The 18,344-nt window shown below is 70.5% G+C and carries 20 protein-coding genes; 6 read left to right on the forward strand and 14 right to left on the reverse strand.

Translation table 11 applies throughout. From position 1 onward, the window contains the following. Positions 1–55 precede the first annotated feature (55 nt). Both hemC and U2P90_RS05760 read left to right on the forward strand, forming a co-directional pair. A complete protein-coding gene (gene hemC / locus U2P90_RS05755; RefSeq protein WP_322474160.1) occupies positions 56–985 on the forward strand; it encodes a hydroxymethylbilane synthase in 930 nt (309 codons plus the stop codon). A 52-nt stretch (positions 986–1,037) separates the two neighbouring features. After that, a complete protein-coding gene (locus U2P90_RS05760; protein WP_322474161.1) occupies positions 1,038–2,003 on the forward strand; it encodes an asparaginase in 966 nt (321 codons plus the stop codon). 12 nt (positions 2,004–2,015) lie between these two features. Here the strand turns inward: U2P90_RS05760 and U2P90_RS05765 are convergent, their stop codons facing one another. Then, a complete protein-coding gene (locus U2P90_RS05765) occupies positions 2,016–2,738 on the reverse strand; it encodes a zinc ribbon domain-containing protein (RefSeq protein ID WP_295818249.1) in 723 nt (240 codons plus the stop codon). Between the two features lie 89 nt (positions 2,739–2,827). After that, positions 2,828–3,502 carry an endonuclease III gene (nth, locus tag U2P90_RS05770; RefSeq protein ID WP_322474162.1) on the reverse strand — a complete coding sequence of 225 codons (675 nt, stop codon included), beginning with the start codon at positions 3,500–3,502 and terminating at the stop codon, positions 2,828–2,830. Positions 3,503–3,705: 203 nt separating this feature from the next. Between nth and mscL the strand changes: the two genes are divergently transcribed. Further along, positions 3,706–4,089, forward strand: a complete 384-nt coding sequence (gene mscL / locus U2P90_RS05775; protein ID WP_322474163.1) for a large conductance mechanosensitive channel protein MscL — start codon at positions 3,706–3,708, stop codon at positions 4,087–4,089. Between the two features lie 132 nt (positions 4,090–4,221). Further along, the gene (locus U2P90_RS05780) at positions 4,222–5,472 is read left to right on the forward strand and encodes an aminotransferase class I/II-fold pyridoxal phosphate-dependent enzyme (protein ID WP_322474164.1); all 1,251 of its coding nucleotides are present in this window, start codon (positions 4,222–4,224) and stop codon (positions 5,470–5,472) included. Between the two features lie 28 nt (positions 5,473–5,500). On the opposite strand, the gene U2P90_RS05785 is transcribed toward U2P90_RS05780, so the two are convergent. Continuing rightward, entirely contained in the window at positions 5,501–7,021 is a 1,521-nt protein-coding gene (locus U2P90_RS05785; RefSeq protein ID WP_322474165.1) for a GGDEF domain-containing protein, read from the reverse strand. Positions 7,022–7,150: 129 nt separating this feature from the next. Further along, on the reverse strand, positions 7,151–7,648 hold the full coding sequence (locus U2P90_RS05790) for a TM2 domain-containing protein (RefSeq protein WP_322474166.1): 498 nt from the start codon (positions 7,646–7,648) through the stop codon (positions 7,151–7,153). Positions 7,649–7,670: 22 nt separating this feature from the next. Here U2P90_RS05790 and U2P90_RS05795 point away from each other — a divergent pair, with 22 nt between their 5' ends. Continuing rightward, positions 7,671–7,964 carry a hypothetical protein gene (locus U2P90_RS05795; protein ID WP_322474167.1) on the forward strand — a complete coding sequence of 98 codons (294 nt, stop codon included), beginning with the start codon at positions 7,671–7,673 and terminating at the stop codon, positions 7,962–7,964. A gap of 47 nt (positions 7,965–8,011) precedes the next feature. Here U2P90_RS05795 and U2P90_RS05800 read toward each other — a convergent pair whose 3' ends face one another. The 10 genes from U2P90_RS05800 to U2P90_RS05845 form a co-directional block, all read right to left on the reverse strand. Then, positions 8,012–8,854, reverse strand: a complete 843-nt coding sequence (locus U2P90_RS05800; protein ID WP_322474168.1) for a class I SAM-dependent methyltransferase — start codon at positions 8,852–8,854, stop codon at positions 8,012–8,014. 67 nt (positions 8,855–8,921) lie between these two features. Next, positions 8,922–9,719, reverse strand: a complete 798-nt coding sequence (locus U2P90_RS05805) for an isocitrate lyase/phosphoenolpyruvate mutase family protein (RefSeq protein ID WP_322474169.1) — start codon at positions 9,717–9,719, stop codon at positions 8,922–8,924. A 39-nt stretch (positions 9,720–9,758) separates the two neighbouring features. Continuing rightward, positions 9,759–10,331 (reverse strand): TetR/AcrR family transcriptional regulator, encoded by a 573-nt coding sequence (locus U2P90_RS05810; RefSeq protein WP_322474170.1) that lies wholly within the window; start codon positions 10,329–10,331, stop codon positions 9,759–9,761. A gap of 52 nt (positions 10,332–10,383) precedes the next feature. Further along, positions 10,384–11,382, reverse strand: coding sequence for an AAA family ATPase (locus U2P90_RS05815; RefSeq protein ID WP_322474171.1), 999 nt, complete (start codon positions 11,380–11,382; stop codon positions 10,384–10,386). A 68-nt stretch (positions 11,383–11,450) separates the two neighbouring features. Beyond that, positions 11,451–12,041, reverse strand: a complete 591-nt coding sequence (locus U2P90_RS05820; RefSeq protein WP_322474172.1) for a nicotinamide mononucleotide transporter family protein — start codon at positions 12,039–12,041, stop codon at positions 11,451–11,453. Then, positions 12,038–12,481: an NADAR family protein gene (locus U2P90_RS05825; RefSeq protein WP_322474173.1), complete on the reverse strand. Its 444-nt coding sequence runs from the start codon at positions 12,479–12,481 to the stop codon at positions 12,038–12,040. The genes U2P90_RS05820 and U2P90_RS05825 overlap by 4 nt, the downstream gene beginning before the upstream one ends. 9 nt (positions 12,482–12,490) lie before the next feature. Next, positions 12,491–13,078: a hypothetical protein gene (locus U2P90_RS05830; protein ID WP_322474174.1), complete on the reverse strand. Its 588-nt coding sequence runs from the start codon at positions 13,076–13,078 to the stop codon at positions 12,491–12,493. After that, the gene (locus U2P90_RS05835; RefSeq protein ID WP_322474175.1) at positions 13,075–13,551 is read right to left on the reverse strand and encodes a hypothetical protein; all 477 of its coding nucleotides are present in this window, start codon (positions 13,549–13,551) and stop codon (positions 13,075–13,077) included. The genes U2P90_RS05830 and U2P90_RS05835 overlap by 4 nt, the downstream gene beginning before the upstream one ends. After that, positions 13,541–14,215 (reverse strand): hypothetical protein, encoded by a 675-nt coding sequence (locus tag U2P90_RS05840; protein WP_322474176.1) that lies wholly within the window; start codon positions 14,213–14,215, stop codon positions 13,541–13,543. Before U2P90_RS05840 ends, U2P90_RS05835 begins: the two co-directional genes overlap by 11 nt. Beyond that, positions 14,212–15,615, reverse strand: coding sequence for a nicotinate phosphoribosyltransferase (locus tag U2P90_RS05845; protein ID WP_322474177.1), 1,404 nt, complete (start codon positions 15,613–15,615; stop codon positions 14,212–14,214). The genes U2P90_RS05840 and U2P90_RS05845 overlap by 4 nt, the downstream gene beginning before the upstream one ends. Positions 15,616–15,772: 157 nt before the next feature. Here U2P90_RS05845 and U2P90_RS05850 point away from each other — a divergent pair, with 157 nt between their 5' ends. Further along, positions 15,773–18,286, forward strand: a complete 2,514-nt coding sequence (locus U2P90_RS05850; RefSeq protein ID WP_322474178.1) for a G8 domain-containing protein — start codon at positions 15,773–15,775, stop codon at positions 18,284–18,286. The last annotated feature ends 58 nt before the right edge of the window (positions 18,287–18,344 follow it).

An 18,344-nucleotide genomic window follows, 5' to 3' on the forward strand; every position in this document is an offset into this window, starting at 1 on the left:
GGCGTAAGGGTCGCGGCATCAGGAGCCAGGGAGCGCCCCGTATAATGCCTGGGTTATGCGTACGGTGACAGTAGGAACGCGCGGCTCGACGCTTGCGCTCGCGCAGACCCGCTGGGTGGTCGCCCGGCTGAAAGAGGAGTGGCCTGACACGGACTTCCGCATTCAGACGATCAGCACGAAGGGTGACCAGCAGCGCGTCAGCCTGGCGACCATGGCCCGGCAGGGCGACAAGGGCTTCTGGGTCAAGGAGATCGAGGACGCCCTGCTCGGCGGACGCATCGATATCGCGGTGCACAGCCTCAAGGATCTGCCCACCGAGCAGCCCGAGGGCCTGGAGGTCTCCAGCATTCCCAAGCGCGTGGACGCGCGGGACATCCTGGTCGGCAAGGAGGGCATGAAGCAGCTCGCGGCCCTCCCGCAGGGGGCGCGCGTCGGCACGAGTTCCGTGCGCCGCCGCGCCTTCCTGAACGCCTACCGCCCCGATCTCCAGATCGTGAACCTGCGCGGCAACATCGACACGCGTCTGGCGGCCCTGGCCGGCGACGAGTACGACGCCGTGGTGCTGGCCGCCGCCGGCCTGATCCGCACCGAGATGCGCCACCGCATCGACGAGTTCATCGAGCCCGACATCCTGCTGCCGGCTCCCGGTCAGGGTGCCCTGGCCCTGGAGACCCGCGCCGACGACGACCTGAACATCGAGGTGGCCTACGCGATCCACGACCACGCCACCGACGACCGGATCACCGCCGAGCGGGAATTCCTGGCCGGCCTGGGGGCCGGGTGCATGGCCCCGGTCGGTGCGCACGCGACCATCAAGGGCGGCATCCTGACACTGGAGGGCTGGGTCGGTGCTCTGGACGGCCGCAAGGTGATCCGGGGCACGACCCAGGGCGACGCCGCCGAGTGCGCCGACCTGGGCGCGGAGCTCGCCCAGGACATGCTGGGCCAGGGTGCCCGCGACCTCGTGGACGCCGCCCACGCCTGAAGCCGGACCACCACGCTGTGGCCGTTCCCGCTCTGTCCGGTAGGCTTCACCCATGAGCACTGCACAGCGGCTGGCCGTGATCCACACGGGCGGCACCATCTCCAGCCGGCCTGATCCGAACGGCACTGGCGTCACTCCCCAGCAGGCCCCCAGCGTGCCCGGCCTGGACGGCGTGCAGGTCACGGACTATCAGCCCTTCACGTTGCCCAGCCCGCACGTGACCCCGCCGCACATGCTGGCGCTCGCCCGGCTGGTCACCGAGGTCGCGCCGCAGCATGACGGCGTGGTCATCACGCACGGCACCGACACGCTGGAGGAGACGGCCTTCGCGCTGCACCTGCTGCTGCCGGCGCACCTGCCCGTGGTGCTCACCGGCAGCATGCGCCACATGGAGGAGGCGTCGTGGGACGGGCCGGGCAACCTGCTCGACGCCGCGCAGGTCGCGCTGCACCCGGCCACGCGCGGGCGCGGCACGCTGGTCGTGTTCGGCGGCGACATCTTCGATGCCCGCACCGTCACGAAGATCCACACGACCGCCGTGGACGCCTTCGGGGGCTATCCCGGCCCGATCGGCCGCATTGACCGGGTGGCGCACGCGGCCCGGGTTGAGTACTTCGCCACGCCGGATGCCCGCACCCCCCTGACCCCGCCGCATCTGGACGCCCGCGTGGAGATCCTCTACGCGTACGCCGGCTGGCAGGGCGAGGGCTTCGAGGACGCGGTTCGGCGCTCGGACGGAGTGGTGATCGCGGCCCTGGGCACCGGCAATCTGCCCGCGCCACTGCTGCCGCTGATCCAGGCCGCCACGGTGCCCGTGGTGCTCGCCACCCGCACGCATGCGGGGCCGGTGCTCCCGGTGTACGGCTACCCCGGCGGCGGCGCGACCCTGGTGGCAGCGGGGGCCATTCCCGCCAGTTTCCTGAACGCCCACAAGGCCCGGCTGCTGCTGCTCACGCTGCTCAGCTCGGGCCTGGAGGTCGGTGCCATCCGGCGCGTGTTCGCGCAGGACGTCTACTGAGCCTGATCCGCGTTATTGCAGGTCGAGGCGGATCAGGAAGCGCCCGCACGACGGGCACTTGACCGGCGGGAGCTTGCCCTGCGCGGCCTTCTGCTGCACGCTGACCGGCAGCACGACGTTGCACCCGGAGCAGCGACCGCTCCGGATCTCCACGACGCCCAGGCCCTTTTTCGCCTTGCGGATCATGTCGTACTCGCGCACGGTGCGGGCATCGAGATCGGCGGCCAGGGCGGCGCGTTCCTGCCGGTCGGCCTCGCCCTGCTGGTGAAGTTCCTGCACGCGCTGCTCGTCGCGGGTCTCCAGTTCCGACAGGCCCGGGCGCAGGCCGCGCATCTGGGCACGCAGGGCGGCGGCCTTCTCGTTCAGCTCACGCTGCCGCTCCCGCAGGGGCACCAGATCCTCCTCCATCTCGTCGGCACGCTCACCCAGCTGCTGGATGCGGCTGCCGTACTGCGACTGGGCACGGGCATCGAAGGCGTTCTTGTCCTGCTCCTCGCGGGCGCGGGCGATCTGCTCGCGGGTGCCCGCGAGATCCTGTTCCTGGCCGCGCACCTTGCGGTCCAGGTCTTCCAGGGTGATCTCGGTGTCCTCGAGGTCGTTGTTCAGGCGTTCCTGCTCGGCGCGGGCGGCCCGCAGGTCGTCGGGGATATTCAGTTCCTCATCGCGCAGGCGGTCGAGGTTCAGGTCGAGTTCCTGAACGCGTTGCAGGCGGTGAAGGGGGGCAGTGTCGCTCATCATGGCCAGTCTACCCCCGACCTGCCCTGCACCGGCCACGACGGGGCCCGGCGGCGCGGTCGGGGTTCAGCCGGCGAGCAGCCACGCATTCACGGGCCGGCCACGACGCCGACACGCGGGCAGAACGCGGCCATGTCGCATGCCGCGCAGTCCGGCCGCCGGGCATGGCAGACCCGGCGCCCATGCAGGATGAGCGCGTGGTGCAGGAACACCCAGCGGTCACGCGGAAACAGCTTCTGGAGGTCGGTCTCGACGTGATCCGGATTCGTGTGGGTGCTCAGGCCCAGCCGCCGGGCCAGCCGACCCACGTGCGTGTCGACCGCGATCGCCGGGTAGTCGTAGGCGTTGCTGAGCACCACGTTGGCGGTCTTGCGCCCGGCTCCCGGCAGGGCCACCACGGCATCGAAGTCGTTCGGCACCTCGCCGCCATGCCGCTCGACCAGCAGGCGGGCCAGGGCGGCCAGGTTGCGGGCCTTGCCCCGGTACAGGCCGATGGAACGGATCAGCGGCTCGATGTCCTCCGGCGTGGCGGCGCTCATGGCGTGGGCGTCCGGGTAGCGGGCGAACAGGGCGGGGGTGGCGGCGTTCACGCTGACATCGGTGGCCTGGGCACTGAGCACCGTGGCGACGAGCAGCTCGAAGGGCGTCGTGAAGGCCAGTTCCGTGCGGGCGTCCGGGTAGGTGGCCTGGAGCACCGACAGCACCTGGGGAGCGCGGGTGCGGGCACCGGCAGGCAGACGGGAAGCGCGACGTGGCGAAGACACGGCTTGAGGGTAACGCGGTGGGCACCCGTCATCGCCCGGTTCCACGCACGGGCCGATGTGATCCGGGTTGCTGCAGGCATGGCCCCGTGTGGCCGGCCTGGCCCTGACGACCACTGCACCGACTGTTAGGTTCTTCACGTTTTGACTAGACAATTACGGCACCGTGAATGCTGAAAATATAAAGGCAGTGTTAAGCTTTCCTCATGGTTGAGGGATTCAAGAAGTTTCTCCTGCGCGGCAATCTCATTGATCTTGCCGTCGGTGTGCTCATCGGTGCCGCGTTCGGGAAGGTCGTGGATTCCTTCACGAGCGGTCTGATCCTGCCGATCATTGGGATTTTCGGCGGTGTGCCCGACTTCTCGGCGCTGAGCTTTACCGTCAACGGCAGCATCTTCAAGTATGGGGCCTTCCTGACGAACCTCCTCAGCTTCGTCCTCACGGCGGCCGTCATCTACTTCTTCGTCATCACGCCCTTCAATCGCCTGATGGAACGCTTCAAGCGCGAGGAAAAGCCCGCCGTCGCGGAGCCCAGCAACGAGGAAAAGCTGCTGGCCGAGATCCGCGACGCCCTGCGCGCCCGCCCCTGATCCTGCCCCCCGAGCATGTGGCCCCCAGCAATGGGGGCCGCGTGCGTTATGGGCTCGGCGGGCAGGAGTGCTGGCCTGCCGTCCTGCACAGCCCCCTCACGCTGCGCCGCGCCGCCGCGTAGCGTGGTGGGCATGAGTACCGACCCCACTCCACCCGATGCCTGGGCCTACGAGACGGCCGCCGTCCAGACCGCCATCCCGCGCGGGCTGGGCGAGACCATCGGCTTTCCCATCCACGCGGCGGCCGCGTTCCAGTTCGACACGCTGGAGGAAGCGCAGCAGGAGTTTCAGGTCAACGACGGCCTGAGCTACGCCCGACTGCAGAACCCCACAGTCAGGGCGCTGGAGACACGCATCAGCGCCCTGGAGGGTGGCGCGGCGACCGTGGCGGTCAGCACCGGGCAGGCGGCCACCCTGACCAGCATCCTGAGCGTGTGCCGCGCCGGGGATCACGTGGTCTCGGCGTCCAGCCTGTTCGGCGGCACGACGGGCATGCTGAACAACATCCTGCCCCTGATGGGCATCACGGCCACGCTGGTGCCCGGCACGCCCGAGGCCATCGCGGGGGCCATGCAGGACAACACCCGGCTGGTGTGGGCCGAGATGATCAGCAACCCGGCCGGCGACGTGCCGGACATCGCCGCGCTGGCCGGGATCGCGCACTCGCACGGAGCGCTGCTGGCCATCGACAACACCTGCGGCGGGGTGGGCTACCTGTGCCGCCCACTGGAGCACGGCGCGGACATCGTGTCGCAGTCGCTGACCAAGTGGGCCGGCGGGCACGGCACGGTGCTGGGCGGCAGCGTCACGGTCGGCACGCGGCATGATCTGGGCGGCAACCCCATCTATACGGATGGCGGCGAGCAGAGCGTTCTGAAGGTGCGTGGCGATCACGCCCTGGCATGGCGGCAGCGCTGGCTGGGGGCCCACCAGATCGGCATGACCCTGGCCCCGCATTCGGCGTTCCTGATCGCGCATGGCCTGGAGACGCTGGGCCTGCGCCTGCGCCGCGAGAGCGAGACCGCCCTGGCCCTGGCGCAGTGGCTGCGAGCCCACGAGAAGGTCGGCCGGGTCAGCTACCCCGGTCTGCCCGACCACCCCAGCCACGCCAACGCCATGCGGCAGCTGCCGCGCGGCCAGGGGGCCGTCATGGCCTTCGAGGTGCCGGATCCCGCCGCCTTCCTGTCGCGCGTGCGGGTGCTGCGGATCGCCCCGAACCTGGGCGATGTCCGCACGCTCGTGGTGCATCCGTGGACGACCACCCACGGTCGCGTGCCCGAGGCCGCCCGCTACGCGGCCGGCGTGACGCCCACGACCATCCGCATGAGTGTGGGCGTGGAGGATCTGGAGGATCTGAAGGCGGACATCGAGCAGGCGCTGTAATCGACTCCGGCCTGCCCGGAGCCCCGAATCAGTCCGACCGGGTCGGGGGGCGCTCCGGGGCCCGCTGCGCCCTGCGGTCGCGTTTCACGCGGTACATGGCGTGATCCGCGCCGGACAGCAGGGCGCTGGTGGTCACGTCGTCCATCACGCGGCTGTGCATCAGGCCGAGCGAAGCGGCGGTCGTGAGTGTCTGCCCGTCCGGCAGGGTGAGGGGCCGCGCGATCAGTGCCGCGATCAGCCCGGCGAGCGCCTCGCCCCGCTCCGGGGTGCCCAGGAACACCAGCGCGAACTCGTCGCCGCTGAGGCGGGCGGGCAGCAGATCGTGTTCCTGCGCCAGTCCGGTCAGGCGCTGCCCGACCACGCGCAGCACCTCGTCTCCGGCGGCGTGCCCGTAGCCGTCATTCACGGCCTTGAAGCCGTCCAGGTCGAGGAACAGCACGCCCACGTCGGTTCTGGCGGGACGCTCGGCCAGCCAGCCGTCCAGGCGATCCAGGCAGGCGCGTCGGTTGGGCAGGCCGGTCAGGTCGTCGGTGTGCAGCTGCCGCCACAGATCCCGCCGGCTGTCCTGGAGGGCCTGCGCGGTGCTGCGCAGCCGGGCGGTCAGGCGGCGCTGCCGGACCCCCAGCAGTTCCTGCCGGATCAGCAGCAGCGCCGTGAGCACCATGATCCCGATGAAGACGCCGTTCTCCACCGACTCCCCGTGCGAGACCAGCGCCCACGTCAGGGCGGCGACGGCCAGGGCCGCGTACGGCCCCAGGTGCACCACGGTCGTGACCCACGCGGGCCGGATCCAGTCCGGCCGGTTCGTGGCGGTCAGGGCGCGCAGGGCCGACAGGCCGAACGCGCCCATGGCCGCCGTCCACAGCACCGTGACGGGATGCGCCGCCGAGTACGCCTCGCGGGAGCTGAGCGCCACGTACGCCACGTCCCCCGCCACGATCATCCCGATGCCCGCCACCAGCGGCACGGCCAGCAGCGGCAGGCGGCGGCGCGAGAACAGCAGCGCCAGCAGCGTACTGAGCACCCACGCGTCCAGCGCCGGGTACAGCACGCCGGTCCACCACGCCAGCTGCTGCGGCCCCGGCACCTGGCGGGCCAGCAGCACGTACAGCGGCAGGACGATGGTCAGCGTGGTCGCCAGGATGTTCAGCTGCGGAATCAGCGGCAGCGCCCGCCCGCCGCCCAGCGGCCGCAGCGCCCACCACAGCAGCGGGTAGAACAGCAGGTACAGCACGTCGGCCGCGGTGGGCACCCCCGTCATGACGGCCAGGGTGGGGGTGCCGAACACGAACACCACCTCGGCCGCCACGTACGTGCCGGTGGCGACCAGCAGGCGGCGGAACACCGGCTGCAGCGGCCCGGGCACCCGCACGGCCGCCAGGCCCAGCGTGCCCAGTGTCAGTATCCGCACCAGCAGCCCCGTCCAGATCGCTCCGTCCGGGCGGCCGGTCAGCAGCAGACCCAGCGTCGCCGCGCAGACCGTGACGACCAGCGCCACGCCGCGCCCCCACCAGCGGGCGGGCAGGAGGGACGGCGCGGGAACGCCCATACGGTTCAGTGTCCTCGCCGTGCGGTGACATGAATCCCACAAGCCTCCCCCCGGCCCGCTTCATGAAGCGGCCACCGCAGGGCGAGGGCACGGCCGGACGGCAACCGGCCACACGCGGTGGGACGCCGCCTACAGCCAGGGCTTCTTGCCCATCACGTAGTCCCGGTCGAAGTCGGCGTCGGACTTGGTCAGGTAGATGATGCCCTCGACGAGGCCCAGCAGGGCGACCGCGCTGCTGACCAGGGCCGCGAGCGGCACCGTGACGACCAGGCCGAAGCCCAGGGTGATCAGTCCCAGCACCAGCGCCAGGATCCACACGCCCACGTTCACGCCCAGCATGATCAGGCCCGGCGTGGTCATGCCCAGGTAGAACTTGTGAACCCCCAGACTGCCCAGGACGATGCCCAGGAGGCCCGCGATCACCTTCTTCTGACCCGTGTCGCCGGACGAAAGGGCCGAATTGACCTGCTGCATGGCATGCCGGGCGCTGTCCCCAAGCGTGTCCAGTTCGCTGCGGGTCGGCGTGGGGGCCACATACGGCCCCTGCGGCATGACCGGAGTCTTCGCCTGCGCGCCGGTCGCCCGCGTGACCCAGTCGTCGCCGGGAGCCGGGGGGGCAGGTGGCACGGGGCGGGGTGCAGGTTCCGGGATGCGCAGATCCTCCGGCCAGGCGGTCGGGGCCGGGGGCATGGGGGCGGCAGCGCTGGGCGGCGTGGACGCGGGTGCTGCGGGCATGGGCGCCGCCGGGGGACGCGGGGCGGGTGGAGCCTGCGGCGCGTTCATCACGTCGTCCACCCACGACGGCGCGGCGGCGGGAGCCGCGGGGGCCGCCGGCGGGGCAGGCCGGGCCGCCGGCGCGGGCGCGTTCAGCACCTCGTCCACCCACGAGGGGGCGGATCCCGCAGAGGTCGGGGAGTCCTGGCGGGCCGGATCGTCAGGGTGAGCCATACCCCACAGTACGCATTCCGAGGTCGGCGCGTTGCGTCCTCCCTATGGCTGAGGCCAGGTGGCCCCCTGGGTTCCCCGCACGCCCCGGGCCACGATCACCGGCAGCGGCACCGTGAGTGGCCCGGAGGCGAACAGCGGGGCCAGGTCTGCCCGGTGCTCGACCTCGAGCTGTGCCCGCGCGTCCGGTGTCAGGTTCGCCAGCGGCTGCCCCTCCAGGCCCGCCACGATGTCGGCCCAGCGCTGATCCACGTCGGACAGCACATACGGCACGTCGGTCAGGGTCACCGCCACGTCCTCCAGCCCGGCCGAGATCAGCAGGTCGCGGGCCGCTCCCGGGGTGGGCAGGCGGCCGGTCGGTGGGAAGCCCGGTGTGACGCCGTGTGTGCCCAGCCGCTCCCGCCACTGCCCCGGCAGTTCGCCCAGCAGCCCGGCACCGAACGACGAGATCACGACCACACCGCCCGGCCGCACCACCCGCCGCCACTCACGCAGTGCCGCGACCATGTCCGGCACAAAGAAGATTCCGGACGCGCACGCCACGGTGTCGAACGCGGCCTCCGGGAAGGGCAGCGCTGCCGCGTCAGCCGGGAGAAAGGTCACGTGCTCCAGCTCCAGGGCGGCAGCCTTGGCATGCGCCACGGCCAGCATGCCTGCCGACAGATCGGTGCCCACCACCCGGCCGCCGGGCAGTGCCCGGGCCGCGAGCGCGAGCGCCACGTGGCCCGTACCACTCATCACGTCCAGAACGGCCTGCCCCGGCGTGACCGGCACCTGCGCGGCCACGACCTGTGCGACCTGTGCCAGGAAGCCCAGGCGGTCGTACGACGCCGCGAGCCCATCGAACTGCAGCCGGTTGCGGTGCTCCCAGCCTTCTGGAATCGTCATGCCCTACGGTACGCCGCGACCGGAGACGCTGCTCTCCGGTCGCGGCGGGATCCGGTGGAACGGGCCGTCAGTTCAGGGGGCGCGTGCCGGCCGGCAGGGCTCCGCCCGCCACGAGGTCGGCGGCCGCATCCTGCAGCGCCGTCAGGGCGACGCGCTGCGTGAAGGGGCCGGTGGACACGCGGGCCACCCCCAGCGCCTGCAGCTCGCGGGCGTCCAGGCTGACCCCGGGCACGCTGATGACCGTCAGGCGGTTGTGGCCCAGTGATCCCGCCACGTCGCGGATCTCCTCGCGATCCACGAGGCCGGGGACGAACACCACGGGAGCGCCCGCCTCCAGGAAGGCCCGGCCCCGCTGCACGACCTCCTCGATCACGTCCGCACGCGGCTGGCCTTCCGGTGCGCGCAGCGCGACATCGGTTCGGGCATTCAGGACGAACTCGATCCCTGCCTCGCGCCCGGCCGCCATGACCGCCTCGACCGCCCGCACGGCCTGATCCAGGGGGCGCAGCGCGTCCTCGAGGTTGCCACCGACCACGCCGATCTCGATGGCGCGTCGGGCGGTCTCGCCGGCATTGCCGTAGCCGGCCTCGAAGTCCATGCTGACGGGCAGCGGGGTGGCCCGCACGATGCGCCCCACCATGTCCAGGTGCAGGTCGAGCGGGATCTTTTCGCCGTCCGGATAGCCGAAGGTGGACGCGATCGAGTGGCTGGCCGTGGCGAGGGCCCGGACGCCGGGCGTGGCGGCCACCACCTGGGCGGACACGACGTCCCACACGTTCGGCAGCACGAGGATATCGGCGGCGGTGTGCAGGTCAAGGAGGGTGCGCGCGCGGGCGGCGAGGTCGGCAGGGGTGCTGGTGGTCATGTGGTCTCCTGGGGGGCGGGGAACTGCGGCGGTTGCGGATCAGGCGTACAGGTCGGCCACGGCGGCGCGCGCGAGCTGCGTGAAGCGCGAGGCGTCGCGGGCAGCGCGGGCGAGCAGCATGGCTCCTTCCAGCGTGGCGAGCAGGGACGCCGCCGCGAGTTCACGAGCTCCCGTGACGCGCAGTTCCCCGGCCGCGATCCCGGCCTGCAGCACGCCGCCCAGCCAGCGTTCGTTCAGATCGAAGAACGCCTGGATCTCCTCGCGCATTCCGGCGGGCAGGGCGGCGTCCTCGGCGGTCAGCACGGTACACAGGCAGATCCGGCCGTCGTCGTGGACGACCTCGCGGTAGCTGTCCACGTAACGGTCGAGGCGGCGCCGGGGGGACGGTTCGGCGTCCAGTCCAGTCAGGATGTCCTGAAGCCACTCGCGGTAGCGGCGGACGAGGGCGAGCCCCAGTTCGGCCTTGCTGGGGAAGTGGTAGTGGATGCTGGCGTTGCGGATGCCGAGCTGTGTGCCGATGTCCAGGTAGCTGAAGGCGTTGAACCCGCGCTCCTGAGTGAGCCGCTGGGCGACGTCGAGGATGCGGTCGCGGGTGGGGGAGGATCTGGACACGGGAAGAGTATCTACCTACATGTAGGTAGGTGTCAATGCCCGGTCGACCCGATCACGCTCCGGCGAGCACCGCCCGCACCTGCGCCACCCGCTCCGCCACCGTGCCGCGCAGCAGCGTGAACGGCACGCCCCGCGACGCCAGATCCTGCCGGATGAAGGCCTGCTGCACGGCCCGCACCTCGGTGTTCGCGCGCCAGCCGTCCTGCTCGTGCGGGAGGTCGGTGTCGCACACAAAGGTGTGCGCGTAGCGGCCCCGGCAGGCGTCGGCCAGCGCGTGCAGTTCCGGCCGGGCGGTGCCCGTCAGGAGGTACGACCACATCAGGGTGGTGGCGGCGTCCGTGTCGCTGAACACCCACTTGTGTGCGCCGGGCGATGTGATCGCCTCGTCCTCCAGCGCCCGGTGGCCCCGCGCGATCTCCAGGAAGTGGTCGGGCGACAGCGACCCGGCCTCGCGCTCGTACACGTCCCGGCCGTACTCGCGCACCCACGCCGTCCCGAAGGCCTCACCCAGCGCCCGCGTCAGGGTGCTCTTGCCGGTGCTCTCCGCGCCCAGGATCACCACGCGCCGCACGAAATGGGCGTACACCACGGGATCGAGGAACGCCCGCAGGCCGTGCACGTCGGAGCGCAGCGCCGTCCCGCTGACCGGCACCGCCGCCCGCGCCGGATCGACCGCCACGTGCGCTGCGCCCAGCGACGCCGCGAAGGCCGGACCGTAGGCCTCCGACGTGAACACCGCGTCCGGCCGCACGCCCCAGCCGTCCAGCACGCCGCGCACGTACTCGCGGTGCACGGCGTCCGGTTCGTCGTTCAGGGGGGGATTCGGCGCGTCCGGCAACAGTTCCAGGCCCGGGCACAGCCGCGCCGGGTACAGCGCCCGGAGCCAGCCGCGCCGCAGCGGACTGGGCATGTCCGGAAAGTCCGGGCGCGAGTACACCCACACGCTCACGCGCCCACACTGCTCAAGCGCGGCGTCCAGCACCCGCAGGTGCCCCCGGTGCAGCGGCGCGAACTTCCCGACGATCAGGCCGTGCCGATAGGTGTTCACCATCATCCTTTCGCTGGTCACATGCCCCCTCACCCCAGCCCGCTCCCGCCAGGGGAGAGGGAGAACAACCATCAGGCAAACGCCACGTCCCGCCGCTCGTCCCGCCGCCACGCGCGCCAGCCGACCACGCTCATGGCCGCCAGCACGAACTGGAGGCCGAACAGCACCCAGTACTGCGTATGCCAGAAGTACACGGCCTGCACGGCATTCACCGCGATCCACACCGGCCACGACCACGCCCAGCGGCGCGTCGTGCCGAAGTTCGCCACCAGGGCCAGCGTCACCGCCGCGAACTGCACCCAGTTCCACGCCGAGCCGAAGTCCGTGACCGCCACCGTGGAGGCGAAGATCGCCAGGCTCGCCGCCCACGTCACCCCGTACCACGGCCCCTCGCGGAACGGCACGCCCCGCTCGTCGCGCTGCCGCTCCAGGTGCCACAGGTACAGCCCATGGATGCCGAACAGCAGGTACGTCACCTGCAGCCCCGCCAGCATCCACTGGTTGCCGCTCAGGAACAGGAGGAAGTACGGCAGCAGCGACAGGTTGCTCCAGTGCCAGTACACGCTGGACTTCGCCCACAGGAAATACAGGCTGACCAGCACGCAGAGGCCCCCGGTCAGATCGAGGAGCAGCGGCGGGATATCCAGGCCGAACACGGTCATGGTTCCTCCCTCAGCTCGCCGCGCAGTTCCATCAGGAGTTCGCCCAGGCGGTTGCGGCCCGTGCCGTCGCCGCCGTCCGCCCAGTACGCGTCGTTGCGCGTGTGCTCGACCAGCACGGCGTCCCCCGTGCCCAGCAGCAGCGACCGCAACGCCGGGTGCTGTGTGAACTTCGCGCGCAGGGCCACGCGCATCACATCGTCCTTCACGTCGTTCCAGTCGGCGCGGAAGGGCAGGTCACGCCGCCGGCCCATCTGCGCCGCCAGCATGGGCGTCGGCTGGGCCCGCACCTCCTCAACGTATGCCGTGCCCGCGAACTTCTGCGCCTGGAAGTAGTGCTCGGAGGTCGGCCACAGCACGCCGCCGATCTCGACGGGATGCCGGCTGAAATTGCTGAACTCGCCATACGGTTTGTCGGTCGCGTAGAAACGGATAATGTTCATGGTCATCCCTCAGGTCTCGATCCGGAGCGAGGCCACCCCGCCCCACGCGCCGCCCGGCAACCGCACCAGATCCAGCAGCAGGATTGCCACCCGGCCCGCCGTGACCGTCACCAGCCGCCGCTCCGGGTAGGCAGTGAACAGGGCCTGGGCCGCCCTGATCGTGTCCGGCTCGCCCGGCCCATAGAGGTCGCCCGCGGTGCCGTCGGCCTCGCGCTGCGCCAGCCGCTCCGCCAGCCGGAAGTCCGAGGGTCGCACCTCGACCTCCACCTCGCCCGTCGGGAGGGGCCGCAGGCCCAGCCAGTCCACGCGGCCCAGTTCCTCCGCCGTGAACGCGCGCGGCAGCACGAAGGGCACGAAGGGCGTGTCCGTGTCGCTCGACTCGGTCAGGGACGACAGCGCCGCCGCCAGTGCCGCCGCGAAGGTCACGCCCTCCTGCATCGCCTCCGCACCCGCCGGTTCTCCCGGCTGCCCGTCCCAGGTGTACACCCCGTCCGGTGTCAGCCGCCCCGCGATCACGACGGGCGACACCGACCCGTCCGCCCCGTAGGCCACCAGCCGCTCCAGCTGAAGCGGCGCGTTCAGATCCAATCCGGTCATTCGTCCTCCTCCGGCAGGTGAGTCACCGGGTCGATCCGGCCCGCGTAGCCTTCACCTGCGAAATGGCCCACCACCCGGATCGGCCCGATGAGCGCGGCATTGAAGGCGTCCAGCTCCTCGGCCGGCACCCACAATTCCTGATGCTCGTGCTGCGCGCCCACCACCTGAATGTCGTAGCGGGTCGCCACGTCCGCGCGCACGTCGAATTCCGTCACGAACCCCACGGGCGGGACATTGCGTTTCGCGTTCCAGTCCCGCGCGATCTCCTCCGCGTACGGGCGGTTCAGCACCGGGTAGAAGATCGGCTGATCCGGCAACCGAGGCGGCCACGCCCGCCACCCGGCCGCCGCCAACAGCCGCAACTCGTGAAGGCCCGTCGGACGCCAGAGCGTGACGGTCTCGCCCACAGGTGGCCACGGCACCGTGCGCTCGGCATTGGGCGGGAAGAGGGTGTCGAGCCAGTTATTGCTCATCCGCGTAGGCCTCTATCTGACTGAGTGACGCCACCTGTCGTGCAAGGGCGGTCAGTTTCCAGGCGAACCCTGCTCCTCTCTGTGACGGCGTGTCCTGCCACTCTCCATCACGATCTGTGAGCGTTTCCTTCGACAGAAGACCGAGTTGCTCAAGACCCAGCAGTGCTGCCACAAACTGTTGTCTTGTCAGGCCGGGGATTGATACCTGCGAGTCGACCGGAATCATGTCCATGTAAGGATCAATCGGATCAAGCAGACGGAAGTATTCGAAGAATACGCTGAGCTCGCGGTCTGAGATTCCCTCGATGATGCGCAGGGTCTGGAAGCGGTCAAGTTCTGGTGCCGGATAGACGAGCGTGCAGCCGGCGAGTGCGCGCGCAATGAAGCGCAGTTTTCGTTCCGTTTCTGCGACCTCCGCGGCCCGAAGCGCCTGCATGACGTTCGCAGTAAACGCTTCAGAGCGCACGTACTCCTGATCGATGCTCCTACGTCCGGCTGCCACCTTCTGGTTCAGCAGGCCAATTTCATAGTGGAGCGCCTGCTCCAGCTGAGCGAGTTTCCTCTGGCTCGCGGCGATGTATGCACCCTGGAGGACGCCTGCCGGAATGTTGACGCCTGGGATCAGCGACAACACGGGCAGCAGGCGTTCAAGCTGCTGGCTCACCCCCGTCCCCTCACCACATCCAGCGTGTCCCGCACCAGCAGTTCCCCGTTGCGGTACACCGTCCGCATCAGGCTGCCGGGGAAGTCGGTGTCGAAGGTCTTGTAGGCCTTCGTGACCATGCGGCCGTTCTCCTGTACGAGGTCGAGGACGCCGTCCTTGCTGCGTTTGCCGGGGTCGGTGACGGGATCCTTGTAGATGCCCCGGTACGCGCCGTCGATCAGGCCCGCGCTGGCCTTGTAGGCGAAGCGCTGCGTGTCGCGGTCGACTTTCTGCAGCAGCGCTCCGCCCATGCCGAAGGCGACGTTCTCGGCGCTGTAGCCGTCCACATCCAGGTTCCCGAGGATCTGCCGGATGGTCTGCTCGTCGATGCCGTCGCCCTGGATGACGCGGACGTGGTTGAGCACCTTGTACCCCTTGCTGTTGGTGGTGGTGCCGTACTTGGCGGCCAGGGCGTTCACGGCGAGGCGCACCATGGCGGGGGGTTCGCCGCTGTCGGGCCGGACGACCAGGGTGCCGCCGGACTCGATGACCTGCGCTCTGAGTTCCTCGCCCCACAGGTGGTTGATGGCATTCTTGAGGTCGTAACTGTCGCTGACGACGGCGTACACGCTGCCCGGCTTGCTGAAGCGGGCAATCATGTTGCGGTAGGCGTCGACCTCGTGCTCCTTGCCCCAGGACGTGATGGTGCTGTGCTCGGCGGCGGGGATGGAGAACGCGGCGATGTCGCTGTCGTAGTGGTTGCGGCCGACCCGCAGGGCCTCCAGGGTGTCGCTGCCCTGGAAGTTGATGAGGTGGGCGAGCCCGCCGATGCCGGCGCTCTCGCGGCTGCTCACGCCCCTGGAACCGAAGTCGTGGAGCTTGAAGGGCAGTTCCTCGGCGGCGCGGTCGCTGGTCTTCTCCAGGGCGGCGCGGATGATCTCGCGGATGAAGTAGCTCTGCGTGGCGACGGTGGTGGGGTACCACACGCGCATCAGCATGGTCTCGAACCACCCAACCAGCCACGGCAGTTCGGGGTCGGTGTTCGTGCAGCTCAGCAGGACGTTGTGGATGGGCACGACGGTGCCCTCGGGGACGGCGCGGATCTCCAGGGGGAGTTTGCCACCGTGGACGTTCACGATCCGCATCCAGCCGTCGTAGGGGAAGGGCTCGCCGTGCGCCTCGATCAGGGTGCGGGCTTCCTCGACCATCCCGGCGGTGATCCGGCGGGTCAGGTAGCGGTCGAGGAGGTACTGGAGGCCGAAGAAGCGCGTGGCGGGGTACTTGCCGCCGCGGCTCTCCAGGTAGCTGAACAGGCGGGTGGTGCCCTGCGGGTACTGGAGGAAGTGGCTGGACTTGTAGCTGTCCGTGTCGAGGATCAGGTTGTCGTCGCTGAGGTGGATGCTCTTCGCTGCGGTGGTCATGGTGTGCCTCCCAGGATGAAGCGTGCTGCGGACTCATAATCTATTTTTCTATTATGAGTAGAGTGAGACGCGGGAGATGTCGCCCGGGGGTGCCCGGTGGGGGAGGGCTGCGAAGTCCTTCACGCCACCCGACCACGCGTCCATTTAGCATCCCTTCATGCGTGCGTCCCGCCTGACCCTCGCCCTGACCGTGTGCACCCTGCTCCTGAGCTGCGGCGGCACGAGCGCCGGCACGGGCACGCCGACCGGCACGCCCCCGGCCGCCACCCCGCCCGCGGCCACGCCCCCCACCGCGACCCTGCCCACGGCAAACTGGAGCGACCCCGTCACCTGGGGCGGCCCGCCGCCCGCCGCGGGCGCGAACGTCACCCTGCCCGCCGGGAAGCGCGTGATCCTCGACGTGTCGCCGCCCGCCCTGGCCGGCCTGACCATCCCGGCCGACAGCGCCCTGGAGTTCGCGCATAAGGATCTGACCCTGACGTCCGAGTGGGTCATGGTGCACGGCGAGCTGCGCGTGGGCCGCGAGGACGCGCCGTTCACGCATCAGGCCGACATTGTCCTGACCGACGCCACGCCCGGCGAGGACGTCATGGGCATGGGCGACCGCGTGCTGGGCGTCATGGACGGCACGCTGGAACTGCACGGGCAGAAGAGGCTCGCGTGGACGCGCCTGGCGACCACCGCGACCGCCGGCACCAGCACCCTGACGCTGGAGGAGGCCCCGGACTGGGCTCCCGGCAGCGCCCTGACGCTGGCGAGCACGGACTTCGATCCCGGCCAGACGGAACAGGTGGTCGTGCAGCGCGTGTCCGGCACGCAGGTCACGCTGGCGGTGCCCCTCAAATACACGCACTGGGCGCAGACGACCACGCTGGGGGGCCGGACGCTCGTGGAACGCGCCGAGGTCGGGTTGCTCAGCCGCAACATCCGCATTGCGGCCAGCGAGGACGCCGCGCAGTCGCAGCTCGGCGCGCACGTCATGGTCATGGGCACCGCCACGGCGCGCATCGAGGGCACCGAGTTCACGCGCGTGGGGCAGGTGAACACCCTGCGGCGCTACCCGGTGCACTTCCACCGGCTGGGCAGCGCGCCCGGGTCGTACTTCCGCGGCAACGCCATCCACCAGGCCTTCAACCGCTGCCTCGTCGTGCACGGCACCTCGGGGCTGCGCGTGCAGGACAACGTGACGTACGACTCCGTGGGCCACTGCGTGTTCCTGGAGGACGGCGACGAGACGGGCACGCAGCTCACCGGGAACCTCGTGACGCTGGTGCAGCGCCCCGACAAGGATCGCGGCCAGACGCCGCTGCTGGACAGCGACCGCGACCCCGCCGGGTACTGGATCACGCACCCGGCGAACACGGTCACGGGCAACGTGGCGGCGGGCGTGGAGGGCACGGGCTTCTGGCTGGCCTTCCCCGAACACCCGACCGGTCTGGCCGCTGGCAGAACCGACCTCTGGAACCGTCGCACGCCCCTGGGCGACTTTTCCGGCAATGTGGCGCACAGCGGGCACCGCGGCCTGAACGTCGATCACGGCCCCAGGGCCGACGGCAGCCACACCGAGGTCACGTATTACATGCCGCGCGTGAATCCGTCCGATCCCAAGTCCGCGCCGGCCCCCGCGACCTTCGCGGCCTTCACCGCGTACAAGCAGCGCGATCATGGGATCTGGCTGCGCGGCGAGTACCTGACGGTCGCGGGCGCGGCGCTGGCCGACAACGGCGTGGGTGCGACCTTCGCCTCGGATCAGACCACGCTGACCGGCTCGCTGCTCGTGGGCGAGACCGCCAACGTGGGCCGCCCGCCGTCCTGGGAGAAGACCGGCGCGGGTGGCCGCAGCCTGCCGCGCCCGTGGGAGCCGGACTTCCCGATCCGCGGCTTTCAGTTCTACGACGGGCACGTCAGCATCACGGACACGGCCCTGAGCGGCTTTCATCCGAACAGCGTGCGGCAGGCCAGTGGCCTGGGCTACCTGACGAAGAACGCCTTTGCCCTGGAACCGACCAACGCCGCGCGGGGCGTGACATGGCTCGACGACAGCCTGCGCGTGTACCTGCCGCCCGCCCAGGCTGACAGGGATGGCGACAAGGCAGCCACCTTCCTGGACACCGACGGCAGCGTGACCGGTACGGCCGGACAGACGGTGACCGGCAGTGCCCTGGTGCGGGACGCGCCCGACTGCGCCGCCCGGCCCGCGTGGGGGGCCAGCGTGTGTGGCGGCACCTATGCCCGGCTGTGGCTGAACGACGTGACCGGTGGCAAGGTCGCGCCCGTGGCCGTCACGAACGCCCGTGGGGCCAGCGTGGCCCTGACCGGCACCCCCGACGCCTTCACGTATTTCTCGACCAGCGTGCGCGTGGGCGGGGCCTACGCCCTGAGTCCCAGCGCCGCGTCCACGCACCTGCGCGTGGGGGTGGGTGACCGGCAGCCCGGCGAGACGCTCACGCTGACCATCCCCCTGAGTGCCGTGGGCCCGGCCCCGGCGCTGTACCGCGACTGGTGGATCGACGAGCGCAACCGTCTGAAGCAGGTGGCCCTGAGCGCCATGGCGGCGACGACCGGCGACAGCTACGCCCTGGACAGCGGCGCGCTGCACCTGAAGCTGGTCGTGCAGGAGAAGCGCGATTTCGCCGTGGTGGACATCTGTGCCGCCGCGCTGTGCCGGTGAGTCCACATGCGCGCCGGTCATGAGCTGATCATGCCCGCGTCCCTACCCTGAGTCACCC

It is taken from the genome of Deinococcus sp. AB2017081, from assembly GCF_034440735.1.
Classification (GTDB): Bacteria; Deinococcota; Deinococci; order Deinococcales; family Deinococcaceae; genus Deinococcus; species Deinococcus rufus.